This is a genomic window from Paraburkholderia mimosarum LMG 23256 = NBRC 106338 (genome assembly GCF_000739815.1).
Lineage (GTDB): Bacteria > Pseudomonadota > Gammaproteobacteria > Burkholderiales > Burkholderiaceae > Paraburkholderia > Paraburkholderia mimosarum.
In genome coordinates this window covers 87,255-102,765 of sequence record NZ_BBJJ01000019.1, presented here as the reverse complement: position 1 = coordinate 102,765, position 15,511 = coordinate 87,255, and the positions used below count along the sequence as shown (strand labels likewise).

At 61.5% G+C, this 15,511-nt stretch carries 14 protein-coding genes and 1 pseudogene; 9 read left to right on the top strand and 6 right to left on the bottom strand.

Annotated elements, in window-relative coordinates:
• The first annotated feature begins 31 nt into the window (after nucleotides 1-31).
• The 3 genes from BMI01S_RS16375 (at nucleotide 32) to BMI01S_RS16365 (ending at nucleotide 2,122) form a co-directional block, all read left to right on the top strand.
• Nucleotides 32-781 carry an electron transfer flavoprotein subunit beta/FixA family protein gene (locus tag BMI01S_RS16375; RefSeq protein ID WP_028232121.1) on the top strand — a complete coding sequence of 250 codons (750 nt, stop codon included), beginning with the start codon at nucleotides 32-34 and terminating at the stop codon, nucleotides 779-781.
• Between the two features lie 24 nt (nucleotides 782-805).
• On the top strand, nucleotides 806-1,738 hold the full coding sequence (locus BMI01S_RS16370) for an electron transfer flavoprotein subunit alpha/FixB family protein (protein ID WP_042289884.1): 933 nt from the start codon (nucleotides 806-808) through the stop codon (nucleotides 1,736-1,738).
• A gap of 81 nt (nucleotides 1,739-1,819) precedes the next feature.
• Nucleotides 1,820-2,122 (top strand): hypothetical protein, encoded by a 303-nt coding sequence (locus BMI01S_RS16365; protein WP_244145359.1) that lies wholly within the window; start codon nucleotides 1,820-1,822, stop codon nucleotides 2,120-2,122.
• A 354-nt stretch (nucleotides 2,123-2,476) separates the two neighbouring features.
• Here the strand turns inward: BMI01S_RS16365 and BMI01S_RS16360 are convergent, their stop codons facing one another.
• Nucleotides 2,477-3,307 (bottom strand): alpha/beta fold hydrolase, encoded by an 831-nt coding sequence (locus tag BMI01S_RS16360; protein ID WP_028231555.1) that lies wholly within the window; start codon nucleotides 3,305-3,307, stop codon nucleotides 2,477-2,479.
• Between the two features lie 138 nt (nucleotides 3,308-3,445).
• On the opposite strand from BMI01S_RS16360, the gene BMI01S_RS16355 reads away from it, so the two are divergent.
• Nucleotides 3,446-4,459, top strand: a complete 1,014-nt coding sequence (locus BMI01S_RS16355) for a GlxA family transcriptional regulator (RefSeq protein ID WP_244145360.1) — start codon at nucleotides 3,446-3,448, stop codon at nucleotides 4,457-4,459.
• Nucleotides 4,460-4,509: 50 nt separating this feature from the next.
• Here the strand turns inward: BMI01S_RS16355 and BMI01S_RS16350 are convergent, their stop codons facing one another.
• The 4 genes and pseudogenes from BMI01S_RS16350 to BMI01S_RS16340 form a co-directional block, all read right to left on the bottom strand.
• The gene (locus tag BMI01S_RS16350) at nucleotides 4,510-5,568 is read right to left on the bottom strand and encodes a dienelactone hydrolase family protein (RefSeq protein ID WP_244145361.1); all 1,059 of its coding nucleotides are present in this window, start codon (nucleotides 5,566-5,568) and stop codon (nucleotides 4,510-4,512) included.
• A 5-nt stretch (nucleotides 5,569-5,573) separates the two neighbouring features.
• Nucleotides 5,574-5,872, bottom strand: a pseudogene (locus BMI01S_RS39045) (4-hydroxyphenylpyruvate dioxygenase); the annotation flags it as partial.
• Nucleotides 5,873-6,005: 133 nt separating this feature from the next.
• Nucleotides 6,006-7,400 carry an FAD-binding oxidoreductase gene (locus tag BMI01S_RS16345; protein ID WP_028231553.1) on the bottom strand — a complete coding sequence of 465 codons (1,395 nt, stop codon included), beginning with the start codon at nucleotides 7,398-7,400 and terminating at the stop codon, nucleotides 6,006-6,008.
• Nucleotides 7,397-8,728: an MFS transporter gene (locus tag BMI01S_RS16340; protein ID WP_028231552.1), complete on the bottom strand. Its 1,332-nt coding sequence runs from the start codon at nucleotides 8,726-8,728 to the stop codon at nucleotides 7,397-7,399. The genes BMI01S_RS16345 and BMI01S_RS16340 overlap by 4 nt, the downstream gene beginning before the upstream one ends.
• 120 nt (nucleotides 8,729-8,848) lie before the next feature.
• On the opposite strand from BMI01S_RS16340, the gene BMI01S_RS16335 reads away from it, so the two are divergent.
• Nucleotides 8,849-9,787 (top strand): LysR family transcriptional regulator, encoded by a 939-nt coding sequence (locus BMI01S_RS16335; protein WP_028231551.1) that lies wholly within the window; start codon nucleotides 8,849-8,851, stop codon nucleotides 9,785-9,787.
• Between the two features lie 338 nt (nucleotides 9,788-10,125).
• Nucleotides 10,126-11,058 carry a carbon-nitrogen hydrolase family protein gene (locus BMI01S_RS16330; protein WP_244145362.1) on the top strand — a complete coding sequence of 311 codons (933 nt, stop codon included), beginning with the start codon at nucleotides 10,126-10,128 and terminating at the stop codon, nucleotides 11,056-11,058.
• Nucleotides 11,059-11,165: 107 nt separating this feature from the next.
• Here BMI01S_RS16330 and BMI01S_RS16325 read toward each other — a convergent pair whose 3' ends face one another.
• Nucleotides 11,166-11,978 (bottom strand): class I SAM-dependent methyltransferase, encoded by an 813-nt coding sequence (locus tag BMI01S_RS16325; protein ID WP_255217803.1) that lies wholly within the window; start codon nucleotides 11,976-11,978, stop codon nucleotides 11,166-11,168.
• On the opposite strand from BMI01S_RS16325, the gene BMI01S_RS41930 reads away from it, so the two are divergent.
• The 3 genes from BMI01S_RS41930 to BMI01S_RS16310 all read left to right on the top strand — a co-directional run bounded on the left by BMI01S_RS41930 (nucleotide 11,971) and on the right by BMI01S_RS16310 (nucleotide 15,506).
• Nucleotides 11,971-12,240, top strand: coding sequence for a hypothetical protein (locus BMI01S_RS41930; RefSeq protein ID WP_167334427.1), 270 nt, complete (start codon nucleotides 11,971-11,973; stop codon nucleotides 12,238-12,240). The genes BMI01S_RS16325 and BMI01S_RS41930 overlap by 8 nt on opposite strands.
• A gap of 196 nt (nucleotides 12,241-12,436) precedes the next feature.
• Complete coding sequence (gene tcuC, locus BMI01S_RS16320; protein WP_028213841.1) at nucleotides 12,437-13,723, top strand: MFS transporter; 1,287 nt, start codon at nucleotides 12,437-12,439, stop codon at nucleotides 13,721-13,723.
• 748 nt (nucleotides 13,724-14,471) lie between these two features.
• A complete protein-coding gene (locus BMI01S_RS16310) occupies nucleotides 14,472-15,506 on the top strand; it encodes an aliphatic sulfonate ABC transporter substrate-binding protein (RefSeq protein WP_036045482.1) in 1,035 nt (344 codons plus the stop codon).
• Nucleotides 15,507-15,511: the final 5 nt, after the last annotated feature.

Genomic DNA, 15,511 nt, shown 5'->3' with positions numbered 1-15,511 from the left:
TCTCTGATATTTCTGGTGGTGAGGGGGCGAGATGAAGGTGCTGGTCGCGGTTAAGCGCGTAGTCGATTACAACGTGAAGGTTCGTGTGAAGTCGGATGGCACGGGCGTCGACATCGCGAACGTGAAGATGTCGATGAACCCGTTCGACGAAATCGCCGTGGAAGAGGCGGTGCGTCTGAAGGAAGCGGGCGTGGCGACGGAAGTGATCGCCGTGTCCGCGGGTGTCGCGCAAGCGCAGGAAACGCTGCGCACGGCGCTGGCGATCGGCGCCGATCGCGCGATCCTGATCGAGTCGAACGAAGACCTCCAGCCGCTGGCCGTGGCCAAGCTCCTGAAGGCGCTGGTCGACAAGGAACAGCCGCAGCTCGTGATCCTCGGCAAGCAGGCCATCGACGACGATTCGAACCAGACTGGCCAGATGCTCGCCGCGCTGGCGAACCTGCCGCAGGCGACGTTCGCATCGAAGGTCGTCGTCGCCGACGGCAAGGCAACGGTGTCGCGCGAAGTGGATGGCGGCGCTCAAACGCTGTCCTTGAAGCTCCCCGCAGTCGTCACGACCGACCTGCGCCTGAACGAGCCGCGCTACGTCACGCTGCCGAACATCATGAAGGCGAAGAAGAAGCCGCTCGAGACGATCAAGCCCGAGGACCTCGGCGTCGACGTCACGCCGCGCCTGAAGACGCTGAAGGTTGCCGAGCCGCCCAAGCGTTCGGCTGGCGTGAAGGTGCCGGACGTGAAGACGCTGGTCGAGAAGCTGAAGACCGAAGCCAAGGTGCTGTAAGGAGAGCAGACGAAAATGACGAATCTGGTGAATCTCATAATAGCTGAACACGACAGTCAGTCGATCAAGGCCGCAACGCTGAACACGGTTGCCGCAGCACAGAAGATTGGCGGCGACGTGCACGTGCTGGTCGCGGGCCACAACGCACAGGCCGCAGCAGACGCGGCAGCAAAGATCGCAGGCGTTGCGAAGGTGCTGCTCGCCGATGCGCCGCAACTCGAACAGGGTCTCGCCGAGAACGTCGAAGCGACGGTCCTGAGCATCGCAAAGAACTATTCGCACATCCTGGCTCCGGCAACGGCAGCGGGCAAGAACGTCACGCCGCGTATCGCCGCGAAGCTCGACGTCGCGCAGATCAGCGACATCACGGCAGTCGATTCGCCGGACACCTTCGAGCGTCCGATCTATGCGGGCAACGCGATTGCGACAGTGCAATCGGCCGATCCGGTCAAGGTCATCACTGTGCGCACGACGGCGTTCGATGCCGTCGCGGCCGAAGGCGGCAGTGCGGCAGTCGAGAAGCTCGAAGCGGCAGCAGACAGCGGCCTCTCGCAGTTCGTCGGCCGTGAAGTCACGAAGCTCGACCGTCCGGAACTCACGAGCGCGAAGATCATCGTCTCGGGTGGCCGGGGTCTGGGCAGCGGCGAGAACTACACGAAGGTGCTGGAGCCGCTCGCGGACAAGCTCAATGCAGCACTCGGCGCATCGCGCGCCGCAGTGGACGCGGGCTTCGTGCCCAACGACTACCAGGTCGGCCAGACCGGCAAGATCGTCGCGCCGCAACTGTATGTGGCCGTGGGCATCTCGGGCGCGATCCAGCACCTGGCCGGCATGAAGGACTCCAAGGTCATCGTCGCGATCAACAAGGACGAAGAAGCACCGATCTTCAGCGTGGCTGACTACGGCCTGCAGGCAGACTTGTTTACCGCCGTGCCAGATATGGTCGCGGCCCTTTGAGCAACCGGGAGCGGCGGCACGTCCGGTATCGGCCGTTGATGTAATGCCGCGCCGTTCGTGCCAGATACCGCGGAGCGATCGATGGTGATGGACCAGTCGAATGAGCACCAGGGCATCTCATTTAGTGGTTCTGGGAAGGAGAAGCGAATGTACGCCAGTGATACATCATTGCGCGCGATGGTCGAAAAATGGCTGGCTCCGGCCGCAGCAGTGCCGGTGCGGGTCACACGCGTTGCCTCGACGCATCTGCGTCGGATGCGCTGCGTAAAAGTTGAGGCGCAAAGGGCTGAAGGCGCAGTGGCGATTCTTTTCTTCCTGCACCGTGACGGCGCCTGGCGTGTGTTCCCGCCCGAGGCGAAGTACCCTGCAATGCAGGCCTGGTAGGCGCGTTCATACTATTTGAGCCCGGCGACGACTAATGCGAAATTGATGAAACCGAGGATTCGCTTTGTGCAGCATTGTGTTCAATTTTGCAGGCAGGTGGTGTCGTCGAAACCGCTGACGTCCATCTGGCGGAATCCGCCCGCGATCGGCCCGTCAGATGGCGGATTTCATCGTGGACCAAGTCCCGGTACGTCACGTGCGCCGATGGATATCGCGCCCGCATTTCGGCTATCACGGCGGCGGAGCGTTCGCGCGTGACGAGTTGTTGCCCAGAACGCTTGCATCGAGATGGAGGATATTCATTTCAGCCTCGCTGTCAGGGGAGATATGAAGTGCTTTAAAACGCGGGGGAATTCATTGCGATGCCTTTCGCGCGGCTTGATCGATCAGCTTCGCTATGTCGTCCGGGTGAGACAGCATTGACATGTGGCTGGAGCGAATGGACGTGACCGTTGCCCCGATGTGCTGCGCAATGGCTTGCTGCACGGCGGCCCTGAGCGCGTTGTCGTTGGTTGTTCGCACATACCAGACGGGTTTGTCGTGCCACGCCGCATGCTGGACCTTCCCGGTGAAGCAGGCCGCCGCGACGGGTTGCTGAACCGATGCCAGCTTACGAGCTTCCGGAAACGGAATATCCGCCGCCATGACGTGCTGAAACTGTCGGGCGTCGTCGAGCCAGATCAGCCCCTGGTCGTCCGGTGCGAGTCCCGTCATGGGCGCGTCGAGCCGTTGCAGCAGGTCAGCGACGGACTCGCCATCATCCGGTACCAGCGCGGACAGATAAACAAGACCCTTCACGTTGGCGGCGTTGCCAGCCTGGGTAATGACTGCGCCGGCCCAGGAGTGGCCCACCAGCAGCACGTCGCCGGATTGCCGGCGCAGGACGCTTTCGGTGGCAGCAACGTCGTCCGCGAGCGAAGTGAGCGGGTTCTGCACGGCAGTAACGTGGTAACCCATGCGCTGCAGCCTGACGATGACCGGGCTCCAGCTCGACCCATCGGCAAAAGCACCATGCACGAGCACGATGTTGTGTACAGCCGGTGCCGTAGACGCTGCCACATGAGCCGTTGCCAGCGTCGCCGTGACGGCCACGGCAGCAGCCAGCCGGCTGAACCATACGGACCGACGGCGCGCCCTTGTCGCAAGGAGCGAATCCGGATGCCTGTGAAGAGTTGGGAATTTCATGTGGAGGCGAATCATTGACAATGACGAGCCAAATTTATCTGGCTTCAACGAATAGTTGCAGGTGGCAAACTCGCCATTGTTCATGCAAAATTCGCCAACCGTAACCGATGCGTGGAGCGCGCCGTGCGCATAGGAATCGTGGCAGTCGAGGGCAGCCTGCTCTCTGCCATTAGCGGCCTTGCCGACCTGTTCTGGATGACGGAGCAAGCTTTGCGCGCCCCGCCGGCTGGCGCATCGTATGGCGTGCGCGATCAGGCCATTCCCACCTTCGAGACCACCATCGCAAGCGCGGACGGCAAAACCCTGCGGGACGCGCAGGGCCGGTTGATTCCGGTCGATACCTCGTTTCATGAATTGACGCACTGCGACGTGGCACTCGTCACGGGGATGGCGCTCGGACCGCACCGGCTACCGCCGGTATCTGCGACGGTCAGGCACGCAGCAGCGTGGCTGCAGGAGCGCCATCGAACGGGGGCGTTGGTCGGCGCTGCGTGTGCCGGGACTTTTGTGCTGGGGGAGGCCGGCTTGCTGAACGGAAGGCGCTGCACCACCACGTGGTGGCTCCACCATGCGTTAAGGCAGCGGTTCCCCAAGGCACGCCCGGTGTGGGGCACTGCAGTGGAAGAACAGGATCGCGTCGTAACGACAGGCGGGCCGCTCTCCTGGGTCGATCTGGCCTTGCACGTGATCAGGAGCGAAGCAGGGCCCGAAGTCGCGCGTCTGGCTGCGGATATCTCTGTGGCAGACAGCTTGCCGCTGCCACAGCTGGTCTACGCGCCCCGCGGATTTGTCAACGCCAACGACCCGCTACTGCTGCAAGCGGAGCAGATCGTCCGCCATGCCAGCCCCGGATTCACGGCTGAAGCTTTGGCAAGTACGCTGAGTCTCAGCGAACGGACATTGCATCGGCGGCTGAAGAGCTTGACCAACGAGTCGCCCAAGGGGTTCATCACGCGCGTGCGAATCGAAATGGCGTGCGTGCTGCTCGAGCGGCCCGGGGCAAGCATCAAGCAGGTCGCACTGCAATGCGGCTACAGCGAGGAAACGTCATTCCGGCGTGCCTTCGGCCAACTCACCGGGATGACGCCGGCCGACTACAGGCGCTGGTCAGATGCACGGAACCCCATGCGTCCGGCTTCCCACCAAAGCTAGCCTGGCCCGGATTGACGCTGCAGCAGACGTGTTTGCAGTGCATGCCAGTGCTAGCCGCCCGGCATTGCGCCGCCACTACCCAGCAATGTTCTCAGGTAAGCCAGTACGTCGGCGATCGCCGCGTCGCGAGCTTGCGCGTTGCCGCCAACGTGTGGGTCGGTCTGAACGCACTCGTCGTGGAAGGAAAAGGGCGTGCCGGTCGCCTCGTTGATCAGCTCGCCACTTTCGTTCTCGAAGATCCGGCATGCGCGTACCGTCTGCGCGCCCTTTGCGACGACAGTGGGCATCGCGTATGGCATATCGAAGGCATGCGATGCGTGCGGATAGACTGTCATGATGGCGTCGCTACCCGCCTTTTGCAGCCGTTCGATGTATGCCGCACAGGCCGGTGCAGGATCGTAATCGTCGTCGGCCCCATGGAATTCGCGAATCGGTCCATCAACCACGGTGTCGTCGCGATAACGGGTCATGCAGTCGGGATAAAAGGGCAAATAGGCGCGGAAGCGAGCGCCTGACGTGTTCCACAGGCGGTTGAGCCGCGTCATGGCCGCGTAGAGGGTCGCCTGTCCGCCTCTCGAAAAACCCATCAGCACGATCCTGTCCGGATCGACGCGGGAATCACGCGCGAGTATGTCCAACGCCCGATAGGCGTCGAGAATGAGGTTCAGCCGGCCGAGCTGCGACTGATCCTTGCTGGTGGACGTGATGCCACGGCCTGTGAAGCCATCGATGGCGAACGTCCCGATACCGTTCTCGTTGAACGTACGCTCCCACATTTCGATGTTCGCGCCCATTCCGCTCGAACCATGAATCAGCACCACTACCGGTTGTTTTCCGGCGTGCTTCGCAAGACGCAGGATGCCGGCGATCGTCACAGGTTTGCCGTTACGATCGCCAGTCAGCATCTGACTGTCACTCAGAGTGAGCGAGGGAATCTGGTGGATCTCGACGTGGGCGGCCATGTCGAGGCCGCTCTGCGCGTGTGCACACTGAGCGGCAATCCATAGCACCGCGACAAACAGCGTTTTGATGACCTTCATTGATGTGTCTCCCGAGTGGCAGGCTCTTGGACCGATCGCTCGATTCTTTTGTTTACTGTGTGCGGTCATGCTGTGCGCTGAATTAACTCGAAGAACACGGGCCCGAGCAGCGGTTGCGAAAAGATCTGCAACAGCAATCGCGGCTTTTCGTCTGCCGTGCTGTCGTCGAGCAGGATGCCGCGCGTCTTCAACTGATCGACCGGCTGGCCATGGCCGGGCAACCGAGCTTCCAGCCCATCGTAGTAGAAATCATTGGCGCCGTCATCAACGGCACTCCGGCCAATTGCAGCCCGTCGATCGTGTCCACGAGGTTGTCCGTGGAGAGGGCGATGTGCTGGATTCCTTCGCCGTTGAACTGCATCAGGAATTCCTCGTTTCGCTACCGCCGGCCACTTCGCGCACCACTTCGGCCCGCGGTTGTCCACCCTCCTCAGCGACGGTCACCTTCGACGCGAACGTCGCTCTTTGCTGCGACGATTATCTTCACGTTGCTTCCATTCAGTCTTTCAAAGAATCCGGCCAGCATTGAGCACGCCTGCGGGGTCCAGCAAGTTCTTGATTTCCTGCATCAACGCAATCTCGTCAGCAGAGCGACTATGGTGCAGAAAGTCTCGCTTCACGACCCCGATGCCATGCTCCGCAGAGATCGAGCCACCGACATCAGCGACCGCTCGATAGACCAGGTCTTCAACGCGATGCAGGTCCTCCGGGCTGTGGTGGGGCCCCGAGAGCACATGAAGGTTTCCGTCGCCGATATGTCCAAAGAACAGGTGACGTTGGTGCGGAAACTGCTGCGTGAGTGCTTTGCGTGTCGAGTCGACGAAGCGCTCCATTGCTGCCATCGGAACCCCAACGTCGAATGCGGCGTGCGGCTTGAGATGAGACAGCAACTCGCCGACGGTCTCGCGATAGGCCCAAAGCCGCTGCGCGTCGTCCATCGACTGGGCCACTATGGCGTCGGCGACGAGCCCGCGGTCGAACGCATCCGCGAGAAACGCCTCGAGTTGCTGCCGTTCGCCAGCTTCGTCGGTGCCGAGCGTTTCCATCAATGCATACACCGGCGCAGGCGCGTCGAACGCGGGCCTCAATGTCTGGATCTCGCGCGCGGCGACCATGAAGTCGTCCCACATGACCTCGAATGCGGAGAGGCCCGGCAGTCTCGCGCGCGCGTCGCGAACGAGCCGCGTTGCGGCATCAAACGACGGAAGCGCACAGAGCGCCGTGCATGCGTTCGCAGGCTGGGGGGAAAGCTTGATGACGAGCCTCGTGATCACGCCCAGCGTACCCTCGCTGCCGATGAACAGGTGCTTCAGATCCACGCCCGTCGTGTTCTTCGTGACGCGATTGAGCATGCTGAGCAAACGCCCGTCGGGCAATGCGACTTCGAGGCCGAGCACCATGTCGCGCATCGTGCCGAAGCGGATCACCCGGTTGCCGCCGGCGTTGACGGCCGCGTTGCCGCCGATCTGGCACGAGCCGCGAGCGCCGAGATCGAGCGGGAAATACCAGCCTTCTTCTTCGACGTGTCGCTGCAACTCTTCGAGAATGACGCCTGCCTGCACCGTGGCAGTGCCGCCTATCGTGTCGATTTCCTCGATCGTATCGAGCTTCGATAAAGAAAGCGCAACTTCGCCTTCGCGCGGCGTCGCGCCTCCAGCGAGTCCCGTCAGGCCACCTTGCACGACGACGCGGCGACGAAAACGGCCACATATCTCCAGTGTCACGGCCACCTGCTGCGGTGTGCGCGGAAACACAACGATGCCGGGCGTGCAGCGTGCCGCTTCACTCCAGTCTCCGGCATGGGCCGACGCGACTGACGCATCGCGGACGACCGAAGCGTCGCCGAGTACCGTGGTGAGCGCCGCGACGAATGGGTCAGGCTGATTGATGTTCGGGGTCATTGCGTTGGTCCGATGTTGGATAGCCGATCACGGCCGGCATTGCGCGGTAGCCCAAAAACGATGCCTGCCGACAACAACAGGAACGCCGCGATGACATAAAGCGCGACGTTCGCGCTACCGCTGTGGTCCACGATCCAGCCAATCATGTAGGGGCTGACGAACCCGGCGAGGTTGCCGATGGAGTTGATCAGTGCGATGCCAGCGGCCGCTGCAACTCCACCCAGCAACGAGGTTGGAATGCGCCAGAACACGGGCGCAAGGCACTGCAATCCCATGCATGCAACGGTCAGCGCGGCAAGCGAGACCAATTGCTGCCCGCTATAGAGCGCGGCCACTGCCAGCCCAAGCGCAGCGGCAGCGCAAGGTACAAGGTAATGCCAGCGATGCTCGCCGCTTCGATCTGCGCTGCGCCCGACCGCCAGCATCGCGACGATGCCGAACGCGTATGGAATCGCTGACAACAGGCCGACATTCAGCGTAGAAGCGACGCCCATATGCTTGATGATCGACGGCAACCAGAAACCGAAACCGTACTGTCCCATCGCGGAGCCGAAGTATGCCAATGCCAGCAGCCAAACTGCGGGTCGGCGCAACGCTGCGGGGAGCGATACCGTCTGTTTGGTCTGTGACTCGGCTTCGATGTTCGCAATCAGCCGGGAACGCGCTTCGTCGTCCAGCCACTTCGCGTTGCGGATACTGTCGTCGAGATAGAACAGTGCAACGATGCCGACGATCAGCGACGGTACGCTTTCCATCACGAACAGCCATTGCCATCCGGAGAGGCCGGCCAACCCGTGAAACGTTGACAGAATCCATCCTGAGAGAATGCCGCCGCTTACTCCGGCGATTGGAATCGCCGTCATGAACGTCGCGATCACGCGGCTCCGACGCCTCGCCGGATACCAGTAGGTCAGGTAAAGGATGATTCCTGGAAAGAAGCCCGCTTCCGCAGCGCCGATCAGGAAGCGGACCACATAGAAGGCCGTCGTCGTGTGAACGAATGCCATGAGGCCTGTCAGCACGGCCCACGAAATCATGATCCGGGCGATCCATCGACGTGCGCCGACCCGATGCATGATCAGATTGCTCGGTACCTCGCATACGAAATAGGCGAGAAAGAAGATGCCGGCGCCGAAGCCGTAGACCTGCTCGCTCCAGCCCAGCTCCGAGACCATCTGCAGTTTCGCAAAGGCAATGTTCACGCGGTCCAGGAATGCGATGACGAAGCACAGACAGAGGAACGGCACCAGCCGCCAGGTAACGATCGAGTAAGCGCGTTCTTCGAGCTGTTCCTCCTGCTCGAGGTGCGCGGTGAATGGGTGCGCCACGATGTGTCTCCTGAGTCGGAATAGTCGGTTTTTGTGACGGAAGTTTGCGTCGGGCAATTCAATAAGACAAACGATGATTTCTCGCTTATTATTGAGAAAACCTGTTCAATAGAGGTCGTTGTGTCCGGTGCCCGATTTACGCCAAAGCAACTTGCTGCTTTCCTTACCGTGGCGGACGTCCGCAATTTTGCGCGGGCCGGGGAGCGCCTGAACCTGTCCCCGTCTGCCGTGAGTTTGCTGATTGCGGAACTCGAAGCCGGTGTGGGTTTTCGCTTGTTTGATCGCACCACGCGCAGCGTTGCGCTGGCACCGGCGGGGCGGGAGTTCGTCGTTCACGCGAGGACCGTGTTGAGGAATATCGAACTGGCCCAGGCCGCGGCGGACGATATCCGGAATCGCGCTGCGGGGATCGTTCGGATTGCGGCCCCGCTTGTGATTGCAACGACGATGTTGCCTGTCGCCATGAAGACGTATGGGCAGAGCCATCCCAAGGTGGTTATCCGGATTCGGGATACGGCAGTCGATGATCTCGTCGACATGGTAGCCAATGCAGACGTCGACCTCGCTATCGGGCCGGACCAGGTGGTTGGCGATGACGTGACACGTATGAGTCTGTTCAAGAGCCCGTGGGTGCTTTGGTGCGCCCCGGAGCACGACTTCGCAAAGCGAGCCCGGATTACATGGGGCGATTTGCGAAAGCAACCGCTGGTTGCCGCAGGCCGGGACTACGAACGTAATGTGTCGCTCATGCACACCGGCGCGGCAGACGACGAGCGCATTGCCCCCAGGGACGTGGTCGACAACATCACCACCGCGCTCGGCATCGCAGCGGCCGGCCTGGCGTTGACGCTGGCTCCGGCCTACGTTGGCTTGCTGGCGAGGCCGCTTGGCCTTGTCATGCGCCGCATCGTAGAACCGGAAGTGATGCGTGAGGTGTGCCTCTACCACTCTTCGATCCGCGCAGTCTCCCCGGCAGCCGAAGGATTCCGTCAGCATCTGGTGGACTCGCTGAAAGGGAAAGACAAGCTTGGAATGCAGGGGAGACGTGCGGGCGTTTGACCGTCGGACCCAATGCGTGCCACGAAACGCCATTCGCTCGCGCCAGCGTTCCGGGCGTTATCACGTAGATTCGCCGACGACACATGCGTGCAGAGGGCACGCTCGAGCGTCATTTCGCGCGCTTCGAGCACGGCGCGGCGAAAATGGCGTCGCCGTGACCGTATTGCGCACAGTCCGAGAGGATTGACTGTCAACTCGCCTCATTTCGTGGAGCAGCCCTACGGATCGTCGTGCAGGCGCGTGCTGTTAACAGCACGCGCCTGGCCATTCACAACTGCAACGACCACGGTACTGCTGTGGGAACGACCCACTTTTTTTCGCCGCACTGGCAAAATTCAATGTCTGATAAGAAGGGTGCCACGTTGTCGTCGAAACGCCGAGTGCTCGCATTACACACGTCCTGCTCCAAAAATCTGCTTCCGCCATCCTTCTGCACGACGCTGAATTCAATCAGCCAACTAGACACACGACAAGGAGGAAAGATGAAAAGCGCAAGAATCGCGTACGTACAATGGCCCGAGGGCCTGCTGCCGCAGGGTGACGCTTGGGAGCAGATCCGCCGTGCGGTTTCTGCTGCGAACGCGGATCTCCTCGTCACCAACGAAATGCCATTCGGAACATGGCTGCCAGAGCAGCCCCAATACGATGCGGCCGCTGCGCAGCGCTGGGTTGAACTGCATGAGCAGGCCCTGGGTGAACTAAGTCGACTGGATGTCGGCGCGGTGATTTCGTCGCGCCCTGTCTCGTTCGGTGACCGGCTCGCGAACGAGGCGTTCGTGGTCGAAGGCGATCGCTACCGCCCTATACATCACAAAAAATTCTTCCCGCAGGAACCCGGCTTCTTCGAGGAAAGCTGGTTCGTGCGCGGCATGGAGGGTTTTCATTGCGTCGACATTGGCGCCGTCAGGGTCGGTGTGCTGCTCTGCACCGAGCTTTTCTTCAACGAGCATGCGCGCGCATACGGCAACGCAGGTGCAGACGTAATCGTCGCGCCTCGCGCAAGCGGCACATCGCTGTATCGCTGGAGAACAGCCGGCTCGCTGGCCGCCATCGTGTCGGGGGCCTGCTTCGTCAGTTCGAACCGCCACGGCACTGCGCCACGAGGACAGGTATTCGGCGGCGTCGGCTTCGCCGTGTCGGCTGACGGCCAGCCAATCGGCGAAACATGTGAGGAGACGACGCTCCGCATCGCCACGGTGGATCCTGAGGCTACGCGCGTGCAGAAGCAGGAATACCCGTGCTACGTGCGCGAGTTAGCGCAATCCTCCTGATACGTGAACCAGCTTGCCACACCGGGCTGGCACCCTGCGCACCAGCTACCTACTTGTCAATAGATCAAGAGGTTGTTGCGAAATTAGTGAACAGCGGGCGTGCCCTGCTAAGGCTTGACGAACTTGAGCGTCATTCGATCCGATTCTCCGATCGCGGCATAACGTGCGCGGTCCGCGTCGCCACCCTCGTAGGTCGGTGGCAGCGACCACACGCCATGCGGATAATCCTTCGTGTCCGACGCGTTTTCGTTGATCTCGCTGCGCGCGGCGAGTACGAAGCCGGCCGCCTGCGCGTGCGCGATGACGAAGGCCTCGGTCACGTAGCCAGTATCGATCATCTGCTGCACGCTCGTGCCCGGCCGGGCGCGATGCTCTTCGACGCCGAGTTCGCCACCGGATTTCAGCGCGCCATAGAACGCGCGCAGGTTCGCATCGAGCTGGCCATCCTTGATCCAGTTATGGATGTTGCGAAACGTGAGTACCCGGTCGAATCGCTCATGCGCGTCAAAGCCGGTGAACTCGCCCGCGTGCAAAGTACCGACCACGACATTTCCATAGATCGCCGGGGCGCTCGCGAGCTTGCGCAGATACGCTGCATCGGTTTGACGGTCTTCGGATCTCAGTTCCGCTGAGGTGCTGACATATTGAGCCTCATACAGATGACCGGTGTCATGCAGAAAAGGCGCAAGAATATCCGTGTACCAACCGCTACCCGGTGCGATCTCGAGTACCGTTTGTGCGGGACCGAGGTCGAAGAACTGCAGGGTCTCCTTCGGATGACGATAGACGTCGCGCGCCCTGGCGCGCTCGGCACGCTGCGAACTGCCGATCGCAGCATCGAGGGACGTCGGACCGGGAACAGGTGATTGCGAGGCGTTAGAAGAGGGCGGTGACGGGGCAACGCATCCGCTGATGCCCATCGCGATCAATGTCATGGCGATGGTGATGGCGCGCGGTAGCGAATACTTCGCCAGTGCCCGGTGGCGGCAGACTGGATTCATTGGAGATACGCAAGTTCAAAGTATGAAACAAGATACGCCTTTCCTTGATGGTTCGCTGGCAGAGCATGGAAGGCTCGACACGGGCGACGGCGGCAAGTGGCGAGGGCCAGGTTTAGGTGTGGTTTATGTGGCAGCTCCGAGCGGCCCTTCAATTTCCTGGAAAGCGGATCGGGAGCAATGACACCGCCCCTATGTGGCCATTCGAGAACGCCATTAGATTGTCGATTTGCATCGGGCACGCTGAAAAAGCCTGTTGGCCGGCGTCTGCCTGGCGGGAGAGGCGGCCAGGGCATATATTTGAATTGTGCAGCAGGAGTCGCGCGGCGCTCAAACAGTTAGCGACCTCAGCGGGACGGCAAACCTGAAGGAGGCCGGCAATGGAGGCAAAATTAACAGGCACAGCACCAACTCAGCGGTCATCCAGGCTGGGTATGGTGCTGCGGGTCACCAGCGGAAATTTCCTTGAGCAGTTCGACTTCTTCCTGTTCGGATTCTATGCCACCTACATCGCCCACACTTTTTTTCCGGCCAACAGCGAGTTCGCCTCGCTGATGCTGACCTTCGCCGCGTTCGGCGCCGGTTTCCTGATGCGTCCGCTCGGCGCCATCATGCTGGGCGCCTATATAGATAGGGTCGGGCGCCGCAAAGGCCTGATCGTCACGCTGTCGATCATGGCCAGCGGCACCATCCTGATCGCGCTGGTACCCGGCTATGCCGCCATCGGCCTGCTGGCCCCGCTCCTGGTCCTGATGGGCCGCCTGTTGCAGGGTTTTTCCGCCGGCGCCGAACTGGGTGGCGTATCGGTCTACCTCGCCGAGATGGCTACGCCGGGACACAAGGGCTTCTATACGGCCTGGCAGTCGGCGAGCCAGCAGGTGGCCATCGTAGTGGCCGCTGCGCTGGGCTACGCACTCAACGCTTATCTGACGGCGCAGCAGGTGGGCGCCTGGGGCTGGCGCATCCCCTTCCTGATCGGCTGCATTATTGTGCCCTTTCTGTTTGTGCTGCGCCGCTCGCTGCAGGAGACCGCGGAATTCAGCCAGCGCCGTCATCATCCGGCCACCAGCGAGGTCTTCCAGTCGATGTTGGTCAACTGGCGAACCGTGATCGCCGGCATGATGCTGGTGGCAATGACCACGACCACCTTTTACCTGATCACGGTCTACACGCCTACGTTTGGCAAGACCGTGCTCAAGCTAAGCACTGCCGATGCACTGATCGTCACGTTGTGCGTCGGCATCTCCAACTTCATCTGGCTGCCGATCGGCGGCGCGCTGTCTGACCGAATCGGCCGCCGCCCGATCCTGCTGACGATCACCGTGCTGGCACTGTTCTCGTCCTGGCCGGCGCTGTCCTGGCTGGCGGCCGCGCCCAGCTTCGGGCGCATGTTGCTGGTGCTGCAGTTGCTCTCATTCTTCTTCGGCATGTACAACGGCGCGATGGTGGTGGCACTCACTGAGGTGATGCCAGTGGAAGTGCGGGTGGCGGGCTTCTCGCTTGCGTACAGCCTGGCCACCGCCCTGTTCGGTGGCTTCACGCCGGCGATCTCGACGTACCTGATAGAGGCCACCGGCGACAAGGCAGCACCCGGCTTCTGGATGGGGTTCGCCGCTGCATGCGGGCTGGTGGCGACATTGGTGTTGTATCGGAAGCGGCGCAGCTGAGCGCCCTGAGTTGACGCCAACTCTGACCTTGTCCTTTGGTGCCGTGGAACGAAGCGACACAGAATTATTTCGGATCGCTAATTTGGAATCGAGACCTCTCTGGCATTGGTGTTCGCGCCGTCACGAGGTCGGGGTGGGGAGCATCAGGCGACAGCTGTATTGCGTGTCAGTTTTTTGGCGGAAACATCTGGCAGCGAAATAGCCGTACGATAGCGCGCGCTCAGCGGCGATGCGCATCGTAATGACGAAGTGATGCTCATGCTGATTTGCTAACGCCAAAGCATTCTTTGGCGCCGCGCGCTTCTTGCACCAGGATGAAGTGCTGCGGACGCTCGTGTCCGCGAGTGTCTTTATGGGAACCTTCATGCGATACAAGGGATACAACGTCGAACCGTCCGCCCATGCGTTACCGAGCGGACTGTATGCGGCGAACCTGACGATCGGGAACGGGTCGTCGGCGACTGGATCGTCGTTTTCTTTCGAAGCGATCGATTATTTTTTCGAGGCCGATCACGCCATTGCGTATGCCTCCCGCTGGGCTCGGCTATGGATCGACCAGCGCGGCAAACCGGCTGCGTGTTGACGCGGCGGCCGTGTCTTCGCGCGAGGATATTCTTTGCGCATCTTTCGATCTGACTGATTCTTGGTTCCGCTTTGCGGCAGGGCTTTCTATGCTGGCAGGCTCGACGGGTATGCCGCGTGGCGCACGCGGCTCCTCACGCTACAAGCCAAAAAAAGAGGAAAGCACATGCAGAACCAATCGACGAAGACGCCGCTGCGGCGGCATATCGGCCAGTCGCTGCGCGCCTGGCCCAAGCTGGCTGCACTGTGGCTGCTCGCGGCGGTTGCAGCGCCGACAGGGGCCGCCGCCGCCGCGCCTGCGGAACTCAAGATCGACTACGCGTACTACTCGCCGGAAAGCCTGGTGATCAAACGCAATGGCTGGCTCGAGCAGGAGTTCGCGCCGGATCACACGCAGGTGCGCTGGGTGTTGAGCCTCGGCAGCAATCGCGCACTGGAGTATCTGAATAGCGGCGCGATCGATATCGGCTCGACCGCCGGCCTCGCGGCCGTGCTCGGCAAGGCGAACGGCAATCCGATCAAGACCGTGTATATCTTTTCGCGCCCGGAGTGGACGGCGCTGGTGGTGCGCAAGGATTCGCCGCTGAAGTCGCTCGCCGACCTGAAGGGCAAGAAGATTGCCGCCACGAAGGGCACCGATCCCTACCTCTTCACGCTGCGTGCGCTGCATACGGTGGGCCTGACGAAGGATGACGTCGAGATCGTCAATCTCCAGCATCCGGATGGCCGCACCGCACTGGTCAACGGTCAGGTCGATGCGTGGGCCGGGCTCGATCCCCACATGGCTGCCGCGGAAGTCGACAACGGCGCGCGGCTGCTGTACCGCAACGTCAATTTCAACACATGGGGTTTCCTGAACGTGCGCGACGCGTTCCTGAAGCAGTACCCGGACACCGTAACGCGCGTGCTCAAGGTGTATGAGCATGCAAGAGAGTGGATCGGCGCGCACCCCGAAGAGGCGGCGCAAATCGTCTCCGAAGACTCGAAGGTGTCGCTCGCCGTTGCCAGGCTGCAACTGAGCCGCAACGACTTCAGTCACCCTCGACCGGGCGCGGAACAGATCAAGGCGCTGGAAGCTGCCGCGCCTATCCTGGTTCAGGAGCAACTGGTCAAGCCGGGCACCGATCTGAACCAGGTGATCGAATCGCTGATCGATGCGCAGGCGTCGCAGCCGGCGCTCGCGTCGGCTCAACGTCAGTAACCACG